The organism is Chryseobacterium sp. X308 (assembly GCF_020733145.1).
GTDB classification, from domain to species: domain Bacteria; phylum Bacteroidota; class Bacteroidia; order Flavobacteriales; family Weeksellaceae; genus Chryseobacterium; species Chryseobacterium cupriresistens.
The window spans coordinates 1-23246 of sequence record NZ_JAJFZH010000021.1; the positions used below are offsets into that span (position 1 = coordinate 1).

General features: G+C 37.0%; 17 protein-coding genes. 11 read left to right on the forward strand and 6 right to left on the reverse strand.

Translation table 11 applies throughout. From position 1 onward, the window contains the following. Positions 1–1006: 1006 nt before the first annotated feature. Together LIV57_RS18605 and LIV57_RS18610 are read right to left on the reverse strand one after the other, a co-directional pair. Complete coding sequence (locus LIV57_RS18605) at positions 1007–2053, reverse strand: PA0069 family radical SAM protein (RefSeq protein WP_227943813.1); 1047 nt, start codon at positions 2051–2053, stop codon at positions 1007–1009. Positions 2054–2175: 122 nt separating this feature from the next. Further along, a complete protein-coding gene (locus LIV57_RS18610) occupies positions 2176–2370 on the reverse strand; it encodes a hypothetical protein (RefSeq protein WP_047426218.1) in 195 nt (64 codons plus the stop codon). Between the two features lie 175 nt (positions 2371–2545). Here LIV57_RS18610 and LIV57_RS18615 point away from each other — a divergent pair, with 175 nt between their 5' ends. Next, positions 2546–2896: a hypothetical protein gene (locus LIV57_RS18615; protein WP_110011835.1), complete on the forward strand. Its 351-nt coding sequence runs from the start codon at positions 2546–2548 to the stop codon at positions 2894–2896. A gap of 109 nt (positions 2897–3005) precedes the next feature. Here LIV57_RS18615 and LIV57_RS18620 read toward each other — a convergent pair whose 3' ends face one another. From LIV57_RS18620 to LIV57_RS18630, 3 genes are read right to left on the reverse strand one after another with little or no spacing between them, the layout of a single operon-like run. Continuing rightward, a complete protein-coding gene (locus LIV57_RS18620; RefSeq protein WP_227943814.1) occupies positions 3006–5657 on the reverse strand; it encodes a hypothetical protein in 2652 nt (883 codons plus the stop codon). A gap of 24 nt (positions 5658–5681) precedes the next feature. Further along, a complete protein-coding gene (locus LIV57_RS18625) occupies positions 5682–6488 on the reverse strand; it encodes a DUF2797 domain-containing protein (protein ID WP_227943815.1) in 807 nt (268 codons plus the stop codon). 35 nt (positions 6489–6523) lie between these two features. Next, a complete protein-coding gene (locus LIV57_RS18630; RefSeq protein ID WP_227943816.1) occupies positions 6524–7579 on the reverse strand; it encodes a DUF389 domain-containing protein in 1056 nt (351 codons plus the stop codon). Between the two features lie 76 nt (positions 7580–7655). Between LIV57_RS18630 and LIV57_RS18635 the strand changes: the two genes are divergently transcribed. The 9 genes from LIV57_RS18635 to msrA all read left to right on the forward strand — a co-directional run bounded on the left by LIV57_RS18635 (position 7656) and on the right by msrA (position 21619). Further along, a complete protein-coding gene (locus LIV57_RS18635) occupies positions 7656–8684 on the forward strand; it encodes a GDP-mannose 4,6-dehydratase (RefSeq protein WP_227943817.1) in 1029 nt (342 codons plus the stop codon). A 136-nt stretch (positions 8685–8820) separates the two neighbouring features. Next, a complete protein-coding gene (locus tag LIV57_RS18640; protein WP_002662059.1) occupies positions 8821–9042 on the forward strand; it encodes a DUF2795 domain-containing protein in 222 nt (73 codons plus the stop codon). Positions 9043–9164: 122 nt separating this feature from the next. Further along, positions 9165–12239 carry a preprotein translocase subunit SecA gene (gene secA, locus LIV57_RS18645; protein ID WP_202842337.1) on the forward strand — a complete coding sequence of 1025 codons (3075 nt, stop codon included), beginning with the start codon at positions 9165–9167 and terminating at the stop codon, positions 12237–12239. A 151-nt stretch (positions 12240–12390) separates the two neighbouring features. Continuing rightward, on the forward strand, positions 12391–14547 hold the full coding sequence (locus tag LIV57_RS18650; protein WP_227943818.1) for a TonB-dependent siderophore receptor: 2157 nt from the start codon (positions 12391–12393) through the stop codon (positions 14545–14547). A 40-nt stretch (positions 14548–14587) separates the two neighbouring features. Further along, the gene (locus LIV57_RS18655; RefSeq protein ID WP_227943819.1) at positions 14588–15790 is read left to right on the forward strand and encodes a PepSY-associated TM helix domain-containing protein; all 1203 of its coding nucleotides are present in this window, start codon (positions 14588–14590) and stop codon (positions 15788–15790) included. Further along, positions 15790–17904, forward strand: a complete 2115-nt coding sequence (locus tag LIV57_RS18660; protein ID WP_227943820.1) for a TonB-dependent receptor — start codon at positions 15790–15792, stop codon at positions 17902–17904. Before LIV57_RS18655 ends, LIV57_RS18660 begins: the two co-directional genes overlap by 1 nt. Before the next feature lie 50 nt (positions 17905–17954). Next, a complete protein-coding gene (locus LIV57_RS18665; protein ID WP_227943821.1) occupies positions 17955–19166 on the forward strand; it encodes a PepSY-associated TM helix domain-containing protein in 1212 nt (403 codons plus the stop codon). 79 nt (positions 19167–19245) lie between these two features. Beyond that, positions 19246–20214, forward strand: coding sequence for an ROK family protein (locus LIV57_RS18670; RefSeq protein ID WP_227943822.1), 969 nt, complete (start codon positions 19246–19248; stop codon positions 20212–20214). An 850-nt stretch (positions 20215–21064) separates the two neighbouring features. Continuing rightward, complete coding sequence (gene msrA, locus LIV57_RS18675) at positions 21065–21619, forward strand: peptide-methionine (S)-S-oxide reductase MsrA (protein WP_227943823.1); 555 nt, start codon at positions 21065–21067, stop codon at positions 21617–21619. 225 nt (positions 21620–21844) lie between these two features. Here the strand turns inward: msrA and LIV57_RS18680 are convergent, their stop codons facing one another. After that, positions 21845–22681 (reverse strand): hypothetical protein, encoded by an 837-nt coding sequence (locus tag LIV57_RS18680; RefSeq protein WP_227943824.1) that lies wholly within the window; start codon positions 22679–22681, stop codon positions 21845–21847. A 363-nt stretch (positions 22682–23044) separates the two neighbouring features. Here LIV57_RS18680 and LIV57_RS18685 point away from each other — a divergent pair, with 363 nt between their 5' ends. Further along, positions 23045–23221 (forward strand): hypothetical protein, encoded by a 177-nt coding sequence (locus LIV57_RS18685; protein WP_202842316.1) that lies wholly within the window; start codon positions 23045–23047, stop codon positions 23219–23221. Positions 23222–23246 lie beyond the last annotated feature (25 nt).

Sequence of the window (23246 nt, forward strand, 5' to 3'; positions counted from 1 at the left end):
CTCTAATTGGGACTGCAAAGATACAAACTCTTTTTAAACTGACAACTTTTTTTACAAAAAGTTTTAAAGTTTTTTTTCGTCTGTTTCTTTTTTGAAGTAATATCGTCTCTGCCTATCTAAAGGCGCTTTTGCGCTACTGTTCTACTCTCGTTTTCAGTGGGGCAAAGATAGGAACTTCCTACAACGCAAAACAAGTTTATTTAACATAAATTTTACATTACGATGATATTTGTTCCTAAAGGACTGGGTAGCAGGGTGAAAAATTTTAAACATTTGTTTGGAGAATCGGGGTGAGAGTGTGGGAGTGTTTGAGTGTTTGAGGGTTTGAGGGGAGAGGTATGATTCGGGGTGCGGGATGCGGGGTTTGGGGTGACTATGATTAAATAGGGTATATATTATATAATAGAGAGATTACCATATAAAGAACGAGCTTCCTTCGATTAAGACTAAAGAGTATATTTAATATAGCAATAAGATTTAACTCCTATACCCGTAATTAATTACAATGCTTCGACTCTGCTCAGCATGACATGGCTAATACTAACTGTTAAAAAAATCTTAGACGTTATACTGTCATTTTACTTCCTTTAAGGCTCTTGTAAAGAAGCTTGGATTCCTGCGGAATGATACAATGGGAATAGGGATTGATACTCAATAATATGTTTCCATAGAAATCTGCAATATGAAAATTCAAGACCAATGTTCCTTTTCTACCTGGAGATCCGAACCTCGAAACACAATAACCCGAACCTCATCATTCATCATTAACGACTCCTACCCTAGCCCTGATAGCAATGGTTACCCCGCAGCTTGCGTCAGAGGGTGGGTGGGTTTTTGGTGTGAAGCCCTTCGGCTTCGATCAGGGTGACAGCGTTGGAGTGCGAGGGCGCGAGGAGTATGAATGGATAGCAGGAAATAGCTCCTAGTAAAGTTCGAGTGTTGGAGGGTTGGAGAGTGGGCGGGTTTGAAGAAATGGCAACAAGATTATACTATATATAAGATAAGCTTAATCAAACAATCTAAGCTGCTGGTCGCGGGTTCCCGTGAAGTTGGATGTTGAAAGCGTTGGAAATTCTTTGCCTTCAAAAAACTTCTTTCTGCCGATCTTAAAGGTGGTATGAATCATTTCTGCAATATTTCCCTCTCCTTTTTGTCTTTCAAAATATCTTTTATCTCCAAGTTTTCCGCCCCGCATAGACCTGATGAGATTTAAAACTTTTTGTGCCCTGTCCGGAAAATGGGCTTCAATCCAGTTAACAAAAACAGGTTCTACGGTATCATTTAAGCGTACCAAAGTATATCCGAAACCTAAAGCACCGGCATCCGAAATGGCTTTCAATATATTTAAAGGTTCATCACTATTGAGTCCCGGGATAATGGGCGCTACCATAACATGTACGGGAATATTGTTTTGGGAAAGGATTTCGACTGCTTTTAATTTATTTTTTGCAGAACTCGTTCTCGGCTCCATCTTTCGTCTCAATTCTTCGTTGATGGTTGGAATGCTTAGAGAAACTGACACCAGATTTTGTTCTGCCATAGGTTTTAAAATATCAAGATCTCTTAATACCAGGGCATTTTTTGTCAGAATATTGACAGGATGTCTGTAATCAAGACATACCTGCAGTAATTTTCTGGTAATTTCAAATTGTCTTTCCGCCGGCTGATAGCAGTCGGTATTTCCTGACAATAGAATCGGGGCAGCTTTGTATCCTCTTTTCTGAAAAAACTTCTCCAGTAACTCAGGGGCATTTTTCTTTACCATGATTTTTCTTTCAAAATCAATTCCGGCACTATAACCCCAGTATTCGTGGGTTGGTCTTGCAAAGCAGTAAGAACAGCCATGTTCGCACCCCTGATAGGGGTTCATCGAATATTCCATTGGAAGGTCTTCACTTTTGACCTGATTGACAATGGTTTTGGGAAATACTTCCGTAAAAGAAGTCTTTACGGTTTCGAAATCCTCATCTTCTGGTTCATAGGTATACCTTTCGAAACGATTGACAACGTTTCGCTGAGCTCCCTGACCTTTTATGAAATTTTCGTTTTGCATTCCGGTGTAAAATTAGAATGGAATTTTTATAAAATAATGAGTTTTAACATTAAAGTTTTCCACAAAAAAATCCAACACTTTCAAAAGCGTTGGATTTAAACATAATTAAATATATTTTTTTACTACTTCAGCGCGAATAATTCTACTCCATGAGTTTCATCATCATTATTTTTTTCATCAAAGTGTCTGTGATAATCCGAATAGGAATCACTATATTTTTTATCTTTTTTAGTCAAAATTTTTTTAATGCTTATTAAACTCAATACTGCCAAAAGACCAACTCCTCCTGCCAGTAAAACTCCAACTTCTTTTTTCATATTTTCTCTGATTTATTATTGATACCATTGCAAAAAGTATACCCATTTTATTTTTTTAAATTATAAATTTTGTTAACATTCAACTTTATTTTTAGGAAAATTACAATCTGCTATTTTTCTTATATTTAAAGATGGCAATGGTTTAATTATTGCACTTAAAAATAAAAATATTATTATGGAAAATCCAGAAAACATTGACAGAATGACAACCTTGAGCCAAGTGATGAAAACGCTTTCTGAACGAGGAATACACAGGGAGTTCAGAATGAACGAAAAATGTGAAATGAAGTTTGAAAATTCTGAGAAAGTGTATCAACCCTCTGAACTTGTTATTTTAAAAACTTATCGCTTCGAGGGAGACAGCAATCCTGATGATAACGCCGTACTTTATGTAGTGAAGGACAATGCAGGAAATCGTGGGATGATTATAGATTCTTATGGTGCAGACAGCAATTATCCAGGTGAAGAATTTGATAAGTTTTTAAGAGATATCCCTATTCAGGAAAGTGATGAATTCAATTTTTAACAACTCAATCTTATATTAATTTTTTAAACCATTAAGGTTGTTTTCAATTAAAATACTGTACAGTAGCAATGACTGGCAGCCAACGGATCTGTCTTAATGGTTTAAAGAATTATTCTTCAGTTTTTCCTTTTTTTCTGAACACATTATTCAGGAAGCCTTTCTTTTCTTTTTTCTCTCTTTCCGCACTGGGAGTTTCTTTTTTATTTTTTAATTCCTGTTTTATTTCTTTTACCGATTGTTTCATGTCCTTTACAGAAGAAACTGCTTCTTTGACTTTCTTTTCTGTTTTTTCAACATTTTTACCAATCAGGGTTTTCTTCAATCCCTGCTCTATTCCTCTCCAGAAGAGATTAAAGAAAGACTTTGTGGGATCACGTTCCACATTTTCTACAGTAACGGCTTCCGGAAAGCGTCCTGAATCCGATCTCAGAAAAACATTGGCAACAGCAGTCAGAAAACCTTTTTTCTCATGATTATTCTTATTTAATACGGCAATTTTTAAGTCTTTATGTTTAAGATTAAAGGTTCCGTGCAATCCCGCAGGGTTTCCTTTGAAATTAAAAAGCATTTCCTGAATAGTTCCTGCAGTAGCTGTCACATGAAGATAAGGCCTGATAAAAGGATTGATTCCATTTGCCGGAAGACCGGTTGTTTTTCCGGAAATTGCAAATCTATCATTATGATCTGCAACGTCAAAGTTCCAGTTGACAGAAAGTGGTGACAGATTCATGAAAGAACAATTGATGTTGATATCCACTTTTGTTGGCTTTCCTTTAATTTTAGCTGAATTCAGGTTTTTAACGTTCATATTAAAGTTGCTGAAGGTCAGTTTTCCCGGTCCCATACTTTCAGGAGTATCTTCTTCGTAGACCAGTACAGAGTTTTTCAGATCCAGATTATGAATGGTCATCGGAATCTTAATGGAGCGCAGCATTTTAGAATATAATGCTTTTATTTTTGGATCGTCTTTAGGGATTTTACTTCTGAAAATATTGGCATTTGCAGACTCAATGCCTACCTGTGATACGTTTATCATTTTATTATGAGAAAACAGATCCCATTCTCCTTCTGCGGTAATTTGTCCGGCTTTTATATCATAGAGATCTCTCTCAACAGGTATCATTTTGATAAACTGCGCTCTTGAAACGAGAGGTTTCATGGCAAAATTGTTAATCTGCACCCTATTTTTATTCAACTTAAGAAGCCCAAGGCTCATGTTGTAAAACTGAGTTTTATAAGCGAGGTTTCTGGTGGTGATATAATAATCTTTCACTTTGAAGGACATTCCCGGCTGATTGGGTTTAGGTGATAATTCAATATTATTTACCGTTGCATTAAGATCGTGGAAAGTCAAAGGCTGTTTTCCTTTATCATAAGTAATGTTTGAGTTTTTTAAAGATGTTTTTCTTATAATAAGTGATTTAATAATACCAGGTTCAGGAGATTTATTGGCTGGTTTTTCACCTGCTTTAAAGGTTCCGTTTACATTTTCTACAAGAAGATCTTTAAGATCAACATTCAGTTTTTTATCAACGAATTCCAGTTTATTGATATTAAAAGCAATATGATCTGTTTTTAACACTACTGCTGCTTTTCTCTCTGCAGGATGCCCTGGTTTCAGTACGACGTCCCATATTTCGCCGTTTGCAGGCTTCATTGCAAGACTACGTATTGTAATATCCTGAGCATTGGAGTATTCAATATTCCTTCCGGCAATGGTAAAATCTTTGTAACCTATCGGAATGATTTGTTCAGAAGTTTCTTTATTAAACATCAACTGATTGATATTTACACTAAGATTCCCTACTGACAGAAGATTATTTCCATCCGGCTTTGTGATCTTTACTATGGCATTATTCAGCTTTATATTTTTTAAATCAACTTCAAAATTTGATTTTTTTTCAGCTTTCTTAGTCTTTACTCCTGTATTATAGACTGTCAGAACAGGGTTTCGGAATTCTGCATTCGTAAGTGAAACTTTATTTTTGTTTAAAATGACATCTGTAAAATCCATTTTGGGAACTGCAAATTCAAATAATTGAGCCTTTTTAGGATAAAACTTTTTAAACTGAGCCAAAGAGAGCAGCGGAGTCAGTCTGAAATTCTCAACAGCCATCTGCCCGTTACTTGTATTGATACGGCTGATCGTAACCGCATATGTTTCATCTGGACGAAGAAAGAATTTTTGTCCTTTAATGCTGTATTTGTCAAAAACAACGGGTAGTTTATTTTCTACAGATTCTTCCGTCATCTGTAAATTTTCTACATACAGATCCAATTGCTGTACCGATAGAAATTTCTGTTTGGTGTGTCTGAAAACAGCAATTTTACCCTTATTAATCCTGATATTTTCAAATAAAACCGGATTTCTTTTCTTTCCGGTTTTGCGGTCAACAGGTTTGGCAAGAATGACATTTAAAACAGGTTTTGCCAGCAACAAATCTGACGAGCTGATTCTTTTATTAAAAACAGCATCATAAATTCCGAAACGGCTTATTTTCAAGGTATCAATAGTTCCCTGCAAACCAATAACGTCTGTATTTTGCGGATTTTTACTGTTGATGGTAATCCCGACTGCGAAGATATTTCCGGTTCCCAGATCGACATCAAGGGTTTTATAGGAAACTTTATAAGCAGTATTCTTTTTTATATACTCCGGAAGCTGGGTTTTGAGCCATATATTTAATCCGAAATTCGCGGCGAGAAGAATTACTGCCAGAATTCCGAAAGTTATCAAAAGCCTTTTAACCCATTTTTTCATATTTTGTGATTTGTTCTTTCTTAATTATATCAATCTGTCTTTTATTTCGAGCTCGATCACATATCCCTCATGTCCTCTTACATTGATAAAGTTCCCACCTTCAAATCCCAGATATTGTCCTTTAATTCCGGTAAGCCTTCCTGTAAATTCAGGTTTTTTATCCAAAGTAAATGAAGAAACTTTTTCCGGTTTTTCAAAAGGATAATCAAACATCCACAGCTCTTCACCATCGCTGTAAAATTTCTGGAAATCGTCAGGAAAATATTCTTTTATCTTTTGTCGGAAATCGGCAAGGTCTACTTCTCCTTCAAAATCATCCTGCAGCATCTTTCTCCAATTGGTCTTATCTGCCAGATGTTCTTTTAAAGCTACTTCTATCATTCCTGCTTCGTAGCGGTTCTCTGTTCTTGCGATGGGTAATGCAAAAGTTGCACCCTGATCAATCCATCTTGTAGGAATCTGTGTATTTCTGGTTACGCCTACTTTTACATCTCCTGTATATGCCAGATAAACAGTGTGTGGCTGCAGCTGAATTTGTTTTTCGATCTCAAGATCGCGTTCTGCAATATCTAAATGTGCTGTAGAAAGTTCCGGGCGGATAATGGTATCGCTTGCATAAGGGCTTTCAAAAAAACAGTTTTTGCAGAATCCCATTCTGTAAATTGGTTTATTTTCACCACAATTTACACATTGGAATCCTGTATGTTTTATGCTTAAGTCCTTTCCAAACAGCTCATTCATGTGGATCAGATCCCCGGAAAGATTGAGATAGTATTGGATTGGCTTAGCATCGTAGCTTGTCATCTTTAAAATTTGCCCTTGAAACTGCATAATGATGTTTTTAAGTATAAGTAAATATAGAAATTTTATTTGATCTTTTTTTGCAATTTAATCTCATCCAGCTCCTTTTTTAGAGCATTTATCTGGCTTTGAAGTTTTTGCAATTCCGGATTATTTATATTTTTTGACTGAGGCGAATACTGCCATATCAGATGAATATCCTTCACTAATTCATTATGTTCATCCAGTCTTTTTTTACTGATGGTAACACTGTCGTTCAAAAGGGTGATCTTTAAAAAATTCTGTGTTTTTTCTTTAAATGACTCATGATTAATAATAGCCAGCTCAGGATGGCTTTCCTTAATAATTCTGATATATTTTTCCGACCTCTCTTTCAATGTTTCATTCTCCCATTTCTTTTTGGTAAGCAGTATACTCGGAATCAAAATAATAACGGAAAGTAAGCTGATCCATACAGAAACTTTACGATTATTGCTGTTTTTTTCTCTGTAATACTTCTGATATCCTAACACGAGACTTAATACCCAGGTTCCCACCGCTATAAAAAAACAATTGATAAGATAAAAATAAAAGCCTCCCCAAAAATATTCCCAGTTTCCATTAGCAATACCAAATCCTGCTGTGCACAAAGGAGGTATACATGCTGTAGAAACTGCCACCCCCGCGATAACTTTGATTGCTTCTTTCCTTACGATACCCAGAAACCATGCAAGTCCTCCAAGCAGGGCTAAAAAACAGTCAAAAATCGTTGCCGTTTTAAAGCTTTCAAGCTGTGAAGTTTCTGAATGAAAAGGAGAAACCAGAAAATATAATGTAGAAGAACAAATGGCCACGACAATCATCAGAAGCCAGTTATAAACACCAAGCTTTATAAGCCTCCTGTTTCCTATAGAAAACCCAAATGCAATTCCAACAACAGGTCCCATCAATGGAGAAATAAGCATTGCACCAATTACCGCAGCCGGGCTATTAACATTTAACCCAATACAGGCAATACCCATGGAAATTACCAGAAGCCAGAGATTATGACCGCGGAAATAAATACCTTCCTCTATCTCGCCAAATGTAAATTCTTCATCTTCTTCCTTGGGAAGTACAAATAACTTTTGAAGATTTATCATTGATTTATATTTTCAGACAAAAGTATAAAAACGTCATTCAAGTTTTATTAATAAATTTGTCTATTAAAATCAACAAATGAATTATCTTGTAACCGGAGGAAGCGGCTTTATTGGTTCCCATCTAATAGAGAAATTATTAAAAAATGGACATTCTGTCATAAACATTGACAATTTTGATAATTTCTATGACTATCAGGTAAAAATTAAAAATACTTTAGAGTCAATCGGTAAAAATTCGGATTTTGAGTTCTCGGATAAAGAGACGGATATTCCGCGTTTGGTTTCCCTCACCCATTCTGACCAATATTCCCTCTATTGGCTGGATATCAGGGACCTAAAAGGTCTTGAAAACATCTTTAAGAATCATCATATTGACATGGTGATCCATCTTGCTGCACTTGCCGGTGTTCGCCCTTCTATTGAACGTCCTCTGGAGTACGAAGAAGTGAATGTACGGGGTACTATGAATCTTTGGGAACTGTGTAAGGATTTCCATATTAAAAAATTCATCTGTGCGTCTTCATCAAGTGTTTACGGGAACAATGAAAAAATTCCCTTTACGGAAACAGATAATGTAGACAATCCTATCTCTCCGTATGCTGCTACCAAGAAAAGCGGAGAAATTATAGGACATGTTTACCATAATCTATACCATATAGATATGATCCAGCTCAGGTTTTTTACAGTATATGGACCAAGACAGAGACCTGACCTTGCCATACACAAGTTTACAAAGCTTATTTCGGAAAATCAGGAAATCCCTTTCTATGGTGACGGAAATACGGCCAGAGACTATACTTATGTAGATGATATCATTGACGGAATTACTAAATCTATTCTTTATCTGGAAAACAATTCAGGAATTTATGAAATTGTGAATCTGGGTGAAAACCAGGTAATCACTTTGTCTGAAATGGTGGCTACTATTGAAAAGGCATTGGGAAAATCTGCCATCAAAAAAATTCTGCCAATGCAGCCGGGAGATGTCACAAAAACGAATGCCGATATTACAAAAGCAAGGGATTTAATAGGGTATAATCCGGCCACAGACTTCCAAAATGGCATAAAAAAATTTGTGGAATGGTTTTTGAGAAAACGACAATAAGTAAATGGCTGACATAGCTGCCAGTTAGTTTGTGACAGCCATTTATAAGAAAAAATTATAAAAAGAATTGAAAATCAAGTATAAAAAAGTTTATTATACAACCTATTTTTATACTTTTGCAAAAAATTAGAAAATTATGTACTGGACATTAGAATTAGCTTCATATCTAAGTGACGCACCTTGGCCAATGACAAAAGCAGAGCTTATTGACTACGCAATCAGAACTGGTGCACCAATGGAAGTAGTAGAAAACCTTCAGGCCATTGAGGACGAAGGAGAAATTTATGAATCTATCGAAGAAGTATGGAGTGACTATCCTACTGACGAGGATTTCCTTTGGAACGAGGACGAATATTAATAAAGCGATAAGCTTTAGGCTGCGTGCTTAGAGCTTTTTTGCCCTTTTTATATATAATTTACACGATAAGTGTTATTTAAAACGCTTAAAGCATTTTGCATTAAGCATAAAGCAAAAAATTTATGAGTTTTTTAAACAAAGTTCTTAAAGGGTTTTTGGGAGACAAAAAAGCGCAGGACCTAAAAGAAGTAAAAAAAGTTGTAACAAAAATCAGAGCAGTAGAACCTAACATCCAACAATTGTCGGATGACGGGTTGAGACAAAAGACGGCTGAGTTTAAAGAGAATATAAAATCTGCAACCAGCAAGATCACCGCTCAAATAGAACAGATAAAAGAGCAGATAAAAAATTCAACCAACGTTGATGAGAAAGAAGCTCTTTTCTCAAAAATTGAGTCTTTAAAGAAAGAATCTTACGAAATTGAAGAAAAAGTTCTGGTTCAGATTCTTCCCGAAGCTTTTGCATTGATTAAAGAAACGGCAAGAAGATGGGCTCAGAATGGAGAAATCCGTGTAACGGCTAGTGACTGGGACAGAGAACTGGCTGCTGCAGGGAAAGATTTCGTCAGCATTGAGGGAGACACAGCTGTTTGGAAAAACTCATGGGACGCTGCCGGAACTCCTGTAGTTTGGGATATGGTCCACTATGATGTTCAGTTTATCGGAGGGATTATTCTTCACAGTGGTAAAATTGCCGAAATGGCAACCGGTGAAGGTAAAACTTTGGTAGGAACATTACCTATTTATTTAAATTCACTTCCAGAAAGAGGAGTACACGTTGTAACCGTGAACGATTATCTTGCAAAAAGAGACTCGGCTTGGATGGGTCCTCTTTATCAGTTCCACGGCATGTCTATCGATTGTATCGATAACCACCAGCCGAACTCTGATGGAAGAAGAAAAGCATACAACTCGGATATTACCTATGGAACGAATAACGAATTCGGTTTCGATTATCTGAGAGATAACATGGTGACATCACCTTCAGAACTGGTACAAAGAGAACTTAACTTTGCTATCGTGGATGAAGTGGACTCTGTATTGGTAGATGACGCCAGAACACCATTGATCATTTCAGGTCCGGTTCCTCAGGGAGACAGACAGGAGTTTGATGTTCTTAAGCCTTCTATCGACAGAATTGTTGAAGTACAAAAGAAAACCGTTTCTGCTATTTTCAATGAAGCAAAGAAATTAATCGCTGCAGGAAATACAAAAGAAGGAGGATTCAAATTACTTCAGGCATACAGAGGTCTTCCAAAAAACAGACAATTAATCAAATTTTTATCGGAAAGCGGAAACAGAGCATTGCTTCAGAAAGTTGAAGCGCAATACATGCAGGACAACAACCGTGATATGCCGATTGTAGATAAAGATCTTTACTTCGTAATCGAGGAGAAAAACAATCAGGTTGACCTTACAGACAAAGGTGTTGAATACATGTCTCAAGGAAACTCTGATCCTAACTTCTTCGTACTTCCGGATATCGGGACCGAGATTGCTGAAGTAGAAGCTAAAAATCTTTCCAAAGAAGAAGAGTTCGAAGCTAAAGAAAAACTTTTCGCTGAATTTGCTGAAAAATCTGAGCGTGTTCACACCATGAGCCAGCTATTGAAAGCTTACACGTTATTTGAAAAAGATGATGAGTATGTGGTGATTGATGGTGAAGTAAAAATCGTTGATGAGCAGACAGGACGTATTATGGAGGGACGTCGTTATTCAGACGGTCTTCACCAGGCAATTGAAGCGAAAGAGAATGTAAAAATTGAGGCAGCTACTCAAACTTTTGCAACCATCACGCTTCAGAACTATTTCCGTATGTACAACAAGCTTGCGGGGATGACAGGTACTGCTGAAACCGAAGCTGGAGAGCTTTGGGAAATCTACAAATTAGACGTTGTGGTAATTCCTACCAACCGTCCTATTTTAAGACATGACAAACAAGACCTGGTTTTCAAAACGAATAGAGAAAAATATAATGCTGTCATCGAAGAAATTGAAAAATTAACAGCACAGAAAAGACCGGTATTGGTAGGTACTACTTCTGTTGAAATTTCTCAATTACTATCAAAAGCACTTCAATTAAGAAAGATCCCACACCAGGTATTGAACGCGAAGCTTCACAAAAAAGAAGCGGAAATTGTAGCTGGAGCAGGACAGCCGGGAGTTGTAACCATTGCAACCAACATGGCAGGTCGTGGTACGGATATCAAGCTTTCCAAGGAAGTAAAAGATGCAGGAGGTTTAGCGATCATCGGTACGGAAAGACACGATTCAAGACGTGTTGACAGACAGTTGAGAGGTAGAGCGGGACGTCAGGGAGATCCGGGAAGTTCTCAGTTCTATGTGTCTCTTGAAGATAACTTAATGCGTTTGTTCGGTTCTGAAAGAATTGCTAAAATGATGGACAGAATGGGTCACAAAGAGGGTGAAGTAATTCAGCACTCTATGATCAGTAAGTCTATTGAAAGAGCTCAGAAGAAAGTGGAAGAAAATAACTTCGGAACAAGAAAAAGACTTCTTGAGTACGATGACGTTATGAACAAACAGCGTGACGTAATCTACAAGAGAAGAAAGAATGCTCTTTTCGGAGACCACTTGAAGTATGACATCACCAATATGATTTTTGATGTAGCTAATTCTATCGTTGCGAAAGGGAAAGCTTCAGGAAATTATAAAGATTTTGAATATGAAATCATTAAAACATTTACGATGGAATCTCCGGTTTCCCAAAGTGATTTTAATAATAAGAATGTTCAGGATCTGACCAATATTTTATTCAAAGCCGCTCAGGAGGATTATAGAATGAAGCTGAATCTGTTGAAAGAAAAATCATTCCCTATCATTGAGAATGTGTACCAAAATCAGGGTTCAATGTTCAAAATGATCCAGGTTCCTTTCACAGACGGACACAAAACAATGACTATTGTAGCTGATCTTAAAGAAGCATATGATACTCAGTGTGAAAGTTTAGTGAATGATTTTGAAAAGAATATCACTTTATCGATTATCGATGAAAACTGGAAGCTTCACCTTCGTGAAATGGACGACTTGAGAAGATCATCACAGGGAGCTGTTTACGAGCAGAAAGATCCACTGGTAATCTATAAGCAGGAATCTTTCCACTTATTCAGTGAAATGATCGATAAATTAAACAAAGAAATTATTTCTTTCTTATATAAAGGAGAAATTCCAGCGTAAGAAAAATTTAATAATATCATCTAAAAACCGCTCTGGCATTGGCCATAGCGGTTTTTTGTTATTCAGTATATAATAATTTTATGATAAATATCAATATTATTATTTATTTAGAACAGTTAAAAATAATATATTTGCAGAAAATTTGAGTTTCATGAAAAATGTACTGATCTGTGCTTCCGCACTGGGAACAATGCTGGTTTCTGCGCAAAAAAAAGACACCATCAAATCCAATGATATTGAAGAAGTAATTGTTAACGGAAGATATTATCAGAAGTACAAGCTGAATGAGGTTTCAGGTTCACTGAGAATTCAGACTCCTATTCTAGAGCTGCCACAAAACGTGCAGTCTGTAAGTTCGCAGGTCCTTGCTGATCACATGACACTAAATATGTCTGAAGGAATTGTCCGCAACGTAAGTGGAGCAAGAAAAGTAGAACACTGGGATAATGTATATTCCAATGTTTTCATGAGAGGAGCCAGTATTGCCACTTTCATGAACGGAATGAATGTTTCTTCTACTTGGGGACCTATCAATCCTGATGCGTCTATCATAGACAGAATAGAGTTCGTAAAAGGTCCTGCCGGATTTATGGGTTCTATGGGAGATCCTGCCGGGTTTTATAATGTGGTCACTAAAAAGCCAACAGGGAAATTTGCCAACAGTGTACGTTTCACCACAGGAAGCTATAACCTTTTCAGAGGAGAGGTAGACCTTGACGGAGTTCTTGTGAAAGATGGAGTGTTAGATTACCGTCTTAACTTAATGGGAAGTTCCAATAATTCATGGGTAGAAAATGATAAAACAAGCAAAATCATTGTCGCACCGTCTGTTACTTTCAGACCTACAAAGACGACTACATTTACAGCACAATACAATTATCAGTATTTAAAATTCAACCAGCCGGGAGCTTATCTGATGTCAAATGACGGATATGCTTCACTGAATGTACATACCAACTTTAATGATCCGAACTTCAAGAAAACTGAAGTAAAAGATCAGAGTTTATTTTTAAGTTTAGACCAAAAACTTTTCAAAGATTGGGTTTGGAGCACACAATATGCTTATATGGACCTGAATTATGACGGAGGATCATGGTGGGGAACTTTTGACCCGAACAACAAGGATGTTTTAAACAGAACGTTAAGCAACTGGCAGGCAAAAGGAAAAAATCACATTTTCCAGACCTATGTAAGAGGAAAGCTTAATACAGGAAACATTGTACATAAAATTATTGCCGGATTCGATTATGGAGACCGAAAGTATAATGCAGACTTCTCTTCTTTTGCCGGAGGACCATTCCCTGTTAATATTTATAATGTAAATTATGGAGTAGATCCTTCTCAACTTCCTTCTTCTGATTTTTATACATTAAACACTTCTGCTCCGTTTTATAACGATCAGGGCGTAAAATATACTTCTTATTATGCTCAGGACCAGATTGAAATGTTTAATAATAAGTTAAGATTAACATTAGCAGGAAGATACACAAGTGGTAAAACCTATTCTGCATATCCTAATCTAAGTCCTGGTACTCCTATCGTCCCGGATGAAGCAGGAGAATTTACACCAAGAGTGGGAATTAGTTATTCTATTAATGAAAACTTCTCAGCATATGGTATTTATGACAAAACTTTTGTACCTCAATCGGGAACAGGAATCAATCAAACATTGATTACCGATCCTTTCAGAGGACAGAATATTGAATTTGGATTGAAAAAAGACTGGTTCGGTGGAAAATGGAACTCTACCTTCGCAGTATACGAAATCAGAAGACAAAATATTCTTGTAGCAGGAAATGCAAACGAAAACAATGGGGTTGCTTTTCAAGTTGCTACAGGCGAGCAAAGAGCAAGAGGTTTTGAAACCGATATCAAAGGAGAAATCATCAAAGGATTGAACATCATTGTAAACTATGCCTACACTGATGCAAAAACCATCAAAGACACAGATCCTGCAAGAATTGGAGTTCAATCTCCCGGAAATGCAAAAAATGTTCAGAATACCTGGATCAACTATAGATTCCAGAATGGTATTTTAAATGGTTTTGGTATTTCTGCAGGATATCAATATCAGGGAGGAAGACAATCCTGGTATGGGGTAAGTGCCACAAAAGATCAGAGCCTTCCTGATTATTTTGATACCAACTTCGGCGTTTCTTATGTTGCTAAAAAATTCGATGTTAACTTTATGTTGAACAATGTTCTTAACAGGAAGCTTTACAGCGGATATAGAGGAGATGGAGGAGAATATGCATGGATCTACAATGCTCCTCGTAACTGGAGAGTATCAATAGGATATAAATTTTAAAAAATCAAAGGTTAGCCCCTCATGGGGTTAACTTTTTGCTATGAGAAAAAAGCATCACCATAAAAAGAAAGTGTCTCCCGCAAAAAAATGGTCTGCAAAGCTGCATTTGTGGCTGGGTTTATCTGTTGGAATCATTGTATTTATAGTCTCTCTTTCAGGGACTTTATATGTTTTTAAGGATGAAGTACAGAATAGCTTACGCAAAGAAGCCATTTATCTGAAAAAGGAGGATATCGGAAAAAAGCCATTGTCTATTAATCTGCTTCGTGAAAAAGTAACGCTGGAACTTAATGAAAAATATCCCGTAAGTGCTGTAGAAATTCCTTTAGACAAAACAAAATCCTATCAGTTTGAATACTATGACAAAAGCAAAAAGGGATGGAATTATTTTCAGCAGGTACACATCAACAAACTAGTCTATGTGAATCAGTACACCGGGCAAATTCTGGCAGTTTATGATGAAAAGTATGATGTGTTCAATATTCTCAAATATATCCACTGGGGACTTCTGCTTAATTCAGAATGGGGACCGTATACTGTAGGAATCCCAACTGTTATTTTCGTCATTATGCTGATTACAGGAATCATTTTATGGTGGCCAAAAAACAAAAATGCAAGAAAAGGACGTTTTTGGTTCAACTGGGAAAATGTAAAAAACTGGAAGCGTAAAAATTATGATCTTCATAATGTTCTTGGATTCTATGCATCATTTATTGCATTGCTTTTAAGTGTTACCGGACTTTATTTTGCTTATCCCTATGTAAAAAACACTTTTACTTTTGCATTATCAGGTTCATGGGAACTGCCAAAGGAAAAAGAAAGAAAATCCCCGGACTCTCTGATGGCTAAGAATGAAGCTGTTTTTGATCTCGCTGCGGTACAAACTCAAAAGCTGTACGCGAAATCATCCAGCTTCAGAATGACTTTGAACGGAAAGAATAAAAAAGGAAAAGAACTGAAGAATCTTCCGGTAACGGTTTATGGGATGGATGGAAGATACAGTGAAAGAAACATTCTGACATTCGACAAATACTCCGGAAAACTACTCGCCAATAAACCTCATCACAATCTCAATACTGCCGAGAAATATTCCAACGCCAATTATGACATCCATACCGGTTCCTACTTCGGAATCATTGGGAAAGTCATCTGGTTTATAGCCGGCCTCACATGTACATCGCTCCCTGTAACCGGATTTCTGGTCTGGTGGGGAAAAAGAAAGAAAAAAGGAAAGAAAATATAATGAAAAAAGTGCTTTTATCAGCTGCCTGCTTAGGAACTACTACTGTTTTTGCTCAGGTAAAAGATAGTTTACAAACTAAAAATGTAGACGAGGTTGTCATGACTGCTTCCAGAAAAAAGGAAAGCATCAAAGAAGTTCCAAGCTCCATAACGGTGGTAGGAGAGAAACAAATTCAGTCTCAGCTGACCGTTAACTCAGATATCACAAGCATCCTGCAGTATACCGTTCCCAGTTTAGGAACCAATTCGGGGCAGACATCCAATACAGGACAGACCTTAAGAGGACGTCAGGTTCTGGTTTTGATTGATGGAATTCCACAGTCTACCCCACTTCGTAACGGAGCAAGAGACTTAAGAACCATTGACCCTTCAGCGATCGAAAGAATAGAGGTAATCAAAGGAGCTTCTTCCATTTATGGTAACGGAGCAGACGGAGGGATCATTAATTATATTACAAAAAGAAGCAAAACAGATAAAAAAATCTCCGGAATTTCACAGGTCGGGCTTACAGGACAGCCTTATGGAGGCACTTTAGGAGTAAGAGCCAGTCAGCTTTTATCAGGAAAGATCAACAAGTTTGATTATACCCTTTCATTAGCCTACGAAAGAACAGGATATACAAAAGACGGTGATGGAGTTTTGATAAGCCCTACCTACAGCATCGCGAAGATGGACAACTACAACGGACTGTTGAAAATAGGTTATGATATCAACCAAAATCAGAGAATTGAGGCTTCTTATATTGGTTATTCTTCAAGATCAGATCTGAATGTAGGATTAAAAACAGGAAAATACGGCATCAAGCCAACGATTGGTGAAGGAATTGGGAAAGGTTTGGAAACAACTCCCCAGGGAACTCCGAAAAACCATAACATAAGAGTAAGCTACGACAATAAGAACCTGTTTGCAGGAACATCTTTGAATATCAACCTTTATTATCAGGATTTTAAAACCGTTTACGGCTACAGCGACACCTTTTTCAACGGCGGGCAGTCGAATGTAATCTCAAAAAAAGCAGGAGCAAGATTCAATTTTGATACCCAGCTTTGGAATTCAGCGAACTCTCAGGCGGAAATCATCTACGGAGCCGATATTCTGAATGATGAAACCGTTCAAAAGCTGGAAGACGGACGTTTCTGGACTCCCAATATGAACATGACCAATATTGCGCCTTTCGTACTGGCCAAAATTGATCTGTTTAAAAAAATTACCATCAAAGGAGGACTTCGCTATGAGAACATCAAAGTAAATGTTGATGATTTCAATACCCTTTCTACCCTTAAAAGTGACGGAACTTTCACGAAAAGTATTCCTGTTGCAGGCGGAAAACTGAGCTACAATGCACTGGTAGGAAATATTGGTATCCGCTATAATATTGAGCCTTATATCAACCTCTTTGGAAGCTTCTCTCAGGCCTACTCTATCAATGAGTTAGGAAGAATTTTAAGAACCTCAACTTCTGAAACGATCAAAAATCTGGAAACAAAACCCATCATCGTTAATAATTACGAATTGGGAGCAACAGGACAGCTTTCCAGCTGGTTGAATTATGAATTAACTTCTTATGTAAGCACATCGAAACTGGGTGCATCATTTGTACAAAGTCCGGACAGAGCATTAATGATTCAGCGATCTCCTGAAATCGTGTACGGAGTGGAAGGATTCTTACACTTTACTCCGGTAAAATGGATTCAGTTTGGCGGAAGCTATAGCTGGATGGAAGGAATTACTTCTGTAAAAGACGATGGTGATTATTCCACAAAGATCAACAACAGCAGAATTTCTGCCCCTAAAGTATTGGCATATGTTCAGGCCAGACCTATCCCTGCTCTATCAGTTGGGCTTGATATGCTCCACTCTTTCCAGCAAAACAGGTTTGAACCTAGTGCCAAGACAGGATTGTATGCTTATGGTGAAGGATATGTACCTGAGTATACTGTTTTCAATTTCAAATCCAGTTATGAGGTTAACAACAACTGGAGAGTATCATTAGGTATTGAAAACCTTTTCAACAAACTGTACCAGCCTGCCATTTCATGGTGGACAGCAAGAGACAGTGATTTTACCAATGCTCTTGGACTGAGAGGAACATTCATGGTTGAATATAGATTTTAATTAAACTAAATAAAAAGTAAAGCATATATTTGCTTTACTTTTATTGTTATATGAAGAAAAAACATCATCATAAAAAGAAGCCGGGGTTCATTAAGAAATGGTCTGCCAAGCTACACCTTTGGTTCGGGTTGGGAATAGGTTTCCTGATCTTTATTATCTCTATTACCGGGGCATTGTATGTTTTTAAGGATGAAGTGGAAAATATCACCCGAAAAGATGTTATCTACCATCATGAGCAAAATATAGAGCAGAAACAGGTCCTTCCCATCAGAGTAATGGAAAAGGCTGTTGCGGAACAGGTAAAAGAGAAATATCCGATCCACTGGGTAAATGTTCCTATTGATAAAAAAATGTCCTATATGTTCTTTTGGTATGAACATAATACGGATGCCTGGAACTATTTTGATGAATTTCCCATCTATAAACAGGCTTATGTAAACCCATACACCGGAAAAGTACTGAGAGTCTATGATGAGAAAAACGGATTCTTCAATATTGTAAAAATGATCCACTGGAGCTACCTCCTGAAACAGGACTGGGGAACTTATGTAGTGGGAATTCCTGTTATTATTTTTATTATTATGCTGATCTCCGGGATCATTCTATGGTGGCCCAAGAACAAAGCAGCCAGAAAACAGCGTTTTGCCTTCAAATGGAAAAATATTAAAAGTTGGAAACGAAAAAACTACGACCTTCATAATGTCTTAGGATTTTACGCATCGATTTTTGCTCTGATTTTTTCCATCACGGGACTTTTCTATGCATTCTTTGTGGTGCAGGCGATGATCTATGTGATATTTTCCGGTGGAGAAACAAAATATCCCGACTTCTCACATATTAAAACAAAGGCACCTATCGAATTGAGAACAGAAGGAACACTGGATAAAATCATCAATACAGTACAGACAAAATATCCTGAATCTTATGGTTTCGCTATCGATTTAGGACATCCGCATATGGATGATCACGAGCACCCCAACTTTGAAGTATACGTAAAGCATCTTTCTTATTCATACCATAAAAGCAGCAACTTAATCTTTGATGAAAACTCAGGAGAATTGCTGCACACTCATGACCCGAAAGACAAAAACTTCGGAGAAAAGGTTGTGAACGCCAATTATGATATTCACGTAGGTGCTATTCTGGGACTTCCCACCAAGATCATTGCTTTTATTGTAAGTATCATTTGTGCCTCGCTTCCGGTTACCGGATTTATGATCTGGTGGGGCAGAAAAAAGAAAAAAACAGTAAAAACGGGTTAACATATTAAATAAAACCCTATTAATAATCCATTAATACAATCTTTTTTATAATTTTAGCGCCTAGAATTTAATAATAGAAATGTCATTAATAGATTTATCAAAACAAGTTGCCCTTGGAGTTGACATCGGCGGAACCAATACTAAATTCGGAATCGTAAACCACCGTGGAGAAGTTCTGGATAAAGGAAACCTGAGAACCGATGCTTATGACAAAGTTGAGGATTTCATTGATGCTTTATATGACCATGTTTATCCAATGATGGAAAAGTATGGAACTGAAGCACATTTTGACGGAATTGGAGTAGGCGCACCTAATGCAAACTACTACAAAGGAACGATAGAACTTGCTCCTAACCTTCCCTGGAAAGGCGTTATTCCTTTCGCTGAACTGATGACGGCAAAATTCAATCTTCATTGTACAGTAACCAATGATGCCAATGCGGCAGCTCTTGGAGAAATGCTTTTCGGAGCAGCAAGAGGAATGAAGGATTTCATCATGATTACACTGGGAACAGGGGTAGGCAGCGGAATCATTGCCAATGGAAGTTTAATCTATGGACATGACGGGTTTGCCGGAGAATTGGGTCATACGATTGTAAAACCGGGTGGTAGAAAGCACTGGAGCACAGGATCAGAAGGAAGTCTCGAAGCCTATGCTTCTGCTACGGGAATTACCATTACAGCCAAAAAAATGAGGGCAGAATTCCCGGAATCCATGTTGAACCAATATCCTGAAGATGCGATCAATTCTAAAACAGTATACGAATGTGCTATCAAGGAAGATCCTATTGCGATTGAGGTTTTCAGATATACGGGTCAGAAACTGGGTGAAGCCCTGGCTAATTTTGTTATGTTCTCTTCACCGGAAGCTATTCTTCTGTTTGGAGGAGTAATCAAAGCGGGAGATTTTATCTTAAAGCCTGCTAAACTGCATATGGAAAGAAACCTTCTTCCTATTTTCAGAAATAAGGTAAAACTGGTATTCAGTGAGCTTGACGAAGCAGATGCTGCCATTCTTGGAGCAAGTGCTTTGGTTTGGGAAAAATAACTGAACGCTATTTTAAATAATTCACAGCATCCTTTTAGGGTGCTTTTTTTGTTCCCACAGATTGCTCAGATTTTCACAGGTGATTATCCTGTATTTTCTTGTGGTGATTTGTGAAAAACATTCGTGTTATTCGTATTTAAAATTAAAATGCTTCGACTAAGCTCAACATGACAATGCTAATACCGGCTGCTTTAAAATGTCTCAGATATCAACCATTCACATTTGTATTGAATCCATTTTGACCACAGATCGCACAGATTTTCACAGATGGTTATCCTGTATTTTCTTGTGGTGATTTGTGAAAACATTGGTGTTATTTGTGTTTAAAATTAAATTAGCGTAATTAAGATGCTTCGACAAAGCTCAGCATGACATCGCTAATACCAGCTGCTTTAAAATGTCCCGGATATCAACCATTCACATTTGTATTGAATCCATTTTGACCACAGATCGCACAGATTTTCACGGGTTATTATTCTATATTTTCTTGTGATGATTTGTGAAAAACATTCGTGTTATTCGTGTTTAAAATTAAAATGCTTCGACTAAACTCAACATGACAGTGCTAATACCGGCTGCTTTAAAATGTCTCAGATATCAACCATTCACATTTGTATTGAATCCATTTTGACCACAGATCGCACAGATTTTTACAGATGATTATGCTATATTTTCTAGTGTCTATTTGTGAAAACGTTGGTGTTATTTGTGTTTGAAAACCATTTGTCACATCTATCATTGTAATTTACGTTTCAGACATAAAATCGTGTTCAAATGAAAAAGTTTTTCCTATTTTTGATCAGCTTTTCCGGATAAAGGAAGAGATCATAAAACAATATAATTACCTACAATGGAAAACAATAATTTAGAACAGATTACTTTCGGAGGCGGATGCTTCTGGTGCGTAGAAAGCTGTTTCAATATGCTGAAAGGGGTACAATCTGCTATTTCAGGATATTCAGGAGGACATAAAGACAATCCGACTTATCAGGAAGTCTGTACAGGAGAAACCGGACATGCAGAAGTGGTACAGATTACTTATGATCCGGCTGTTATTTCTTACGAACAGCTAATGGATGTATTTTTCTTCCTTCATGATCCTACTCAACTGAACAGACAGGGAAATGATATAGGAACTCAATACCGTTCTGTTATCTATTATAAAGATGATGCAGAGAAGGCAAAAGCCGAAGAAGCCATCAAAGTATCTCAGGAATCAGGAAGATGGGCTGGTACTTATGTAACGGAATTAACGAAATTCGACAAATTCTGGCCGGCAGAACAATATCATCAGGGGTATTATAATGAAAATCCGACACAGCCGTATTGTAGCGCTGTAGTGGGACCAAAAATCCAGAAGTTCAAAAAGCATTTCGGAGAACTAGGAATGCTGAATGCAGAATAAACCTTACATTTTTAAGTTTTGGCTAAAGCAGGATTTGACATATATATTTTATTAAACGGACTAAATTCCGTTCCTATTGATATTTTTTACAAAATGTAGTTCGGACATCTACCGATCAATATAAATAATAGAAGCGAAGAGGAAATCTCTTCGCTTTTTTGTCTGATACAAAAATGAGTACCCGGGAAACATTCGTATTGAATTTTAAATATTGGTGAAGGAATTCTATTCTGCCTGTATCATTTCATTTTTACCCGAATATTTTCTGATGATGTATTCTGTGGCCGGTTTTAATTCTTTTTTGTTTTCCGGATCAACTCCATCCATAGTAAAAAACTCAACTTTCCCTCTGACTTTTGAATACCACATTTTTCCCAAAGCATTTTCTACTGTAAGTGTATCTTTTCTTGTAACCCGTTTAAAGTACTTAATCTGAATATCATCCTTAGGAACAATATTCAATACAAGATTTTCTTCATTGCAATCGGCAAGCTTGTATTCATTTTGATCCCAGTACATACAATTCTTTTCAACTGCGGGAAGAGTCAAAAAACCGAATGGTTCATATACATTTCTGTTTCCTGATGAGCAGTAATAATTTCCGATCAAAAATCCTCCAAGCATTAATATCCCTAAGAGACCAAAACTATTTTGTCTGGCAAATTCCGGCATTTTAAAGTGCTGCTCATTAATGATATTAATATTGATTTTAGACAGCCTCTCTGATATAACCTCCTCATCCTGATCCACACTTATTTTTACCGTGGTCAGATTCTTTTTTTCATCATTTCTGATAAAAGTCCTTGAAAAATCAGTGAAGTCTTTATAGCCTATATACTGGCTCATCTTGTTGAGCCTCTCTGCCTCAATATTCCTGCAGCTATTCCCTTCTACAAAGTCTTCATAATATCGGATGAATGTTTTCTCTGAAATATCATAGAATTTCAGATTATCAATAAAACAAAGATGCAGATAAGAAGCCAATCCACTTTTTGTGGTTTTCTCCGACTCTTTTCTTGCCTGCTCAAATACTTCATTAATCAGTAGTTTTTTCTTGGACATAAACAGTGTTTTCGGGCATTACAAAGTAGATGATTTTCAGTCATACCTCATTACGGATTTCCGTAATAACTCCACACTTCATTACTGTCTATTGATGTCTATGTTTTGTCTAACATCTCTATTCTTTTTTGCCGCAAATTTGCCTTAGAAATCAACAAAACATGACCAAAAACTGATTTCAAAAAAACCAGAGAAAACAGAGATTAAACTCCGGATCGGGAAGCAGATGTTTCGCCTCCGTTTTTAAAGGTTCACTTCCCTAAAAAATTAAGAAGCGCTTCGAAATTTTAACAGTGTACAGCTCATGATCAATGCATCGTGAGAGGAAGAAATACGATTTCAATTTCGAAAATTTTAAAGGAAATGATCCAAATTATAATGATGCTATTAGGCTTAGCATTTTCAGATAATAATGCCAATACAACAGCAACTGATAACAATAACTACGAATCCTCTACAATGAGTTTTACAACCGAAACAGGAATGGCTCCGGAAGACACCAGTGGAGAAACAGGGCAGATTTTGCCTCCAAAAAAATAATTAAACAAAAGGGCAATGAAAATTG

What these genes read in the sequence shown, in the direction of transcription:
- LIV57_RS18620 (WP_227943814.1), bottom strand. Translation starts at nt 5,657, where the DNA reads ATGAAAAAATGGGTTAAAAGGCTTTTGATAACTTTCGGAATTCTGGCA.
- LIV57_RS18660 (WP_227943820.1), top strand. Translation starts at nt 15,790, where the DNA reads ATGAAAAAAGTGCTTTTATCAGCTGCCTGCTTAGGAACTACTACTGTT.
- LIV57_RS18615 (WP_110011835.1), top strand. Translation starts at nt 2,546, where the DNA reads ATGGAAAATCCAGAAAACATTGACAGAATGACAACCTTGAGCCAAGTG.
- LIV57_RS18680 (WP_227943824.1), bottom strand. Translation starts at nt 22,681, where the DNA reads ATGTCCAAGAAAAAACTACTGATTAATGAAGTATTTGAGCAGGCAAGA.
- secA (WP_202842337.1), top strand. Translation starts at nt 9,165, where the DNA reads ATGAGTTTTTTAAACAAAGTTCTTAAAGGGTTTTTGGGAGACAAAAAA.
- LIV57_RS18630 (WP_227943816.1), bottom strand. Translation starts at nt 7,579, where the DNA reads ATGATAAATCTTCAAAAGTTATTTGTACTTCCCAAGGAAGAAGATGAA.
- LIV57_RS18655 (WP_227943819.1), top strand. Translation starts at nt 14,588, where the DNA reads ATGAGAAAAAAGCATCACCATAAAAAGAAAGTGTCTCCCGCAAAAAAA.
- LIV57_RS18670 (WP_227943822.1), top strand. Translation starts at nt 19,246, where the DNA reads ATGTCATTAATAGATTTATCAAAACAAGTTGCCCTTGGAGTTGACATC.
- LIV57_RS18640 (WP_002662059.1), top strand. Translation starts at nt 8,821, where the DNA reads ATGTACTGGACATTAGAATTAGCTTCATATCTAAGTGACGCACCTTGG.
- LIV57_RS18635 (WP_227943817.1), top strand. Translation starts at nt 7,656, where the DNA reads ATGAATTATCTTGTAACCGGAGGAAGCGGCTTTATTGGTTCCCATCTA.
- LIV57_RS18625 (WP_227943815.1), bottom strand. Translation starts at nt 6,488, where the DNA reads ATGCAGTTTCAAGGGCAAATTTTAAAGATGACAAGCTACGATGCTAAG.
- msrA (WP_227943823.1), top strand. Translation starts at nt 21,065, where the DNA reads ATGGAAAACAATAATTTAGAACAGATTACTTTCGGAGGCGGATGCTTC.
- LIV57_RS18685 (WP_202842316.1), top strand. Translation starts at nt 23,045, where the DNA reads ATGATCCAAATTATAATGATGCTATTAGGCTTAGCATTTTCAGATAAT.
- LIV57_RS18650 (WP_227943818.1), top strand. Translation starts at nt 12,391, where the DNA reads ATGAAAAATGTACTGATCTGTGCTTCCGCACTGGGAACAATGCTGGTT.
- LIV57_RS18665 (WP_227943821.1), top strand. Translation starts at nt 17,955, where the DNA reads ATGAAGAAAAAACATCATCATAAAAAGAAGCCGGGGTTCATTAAGAAA.
- LIV57_RS18605 (WP_227943813.1), bottom strand. Translation starts at nt 2,053, where the DNA reads ATGCAAAACGAAAATTTCATAAAAGGTCAGGGAGCTCAGCGAAACGTT.
- LIV57_RS18610 (WP_047426218.1), bottom strand. Translation starts at nt 2,370, where the DNA reads ATGAAAAAAGAAGTTGGAGTTTTACTGGCAGGAGGAGTTGGTCTTTTG.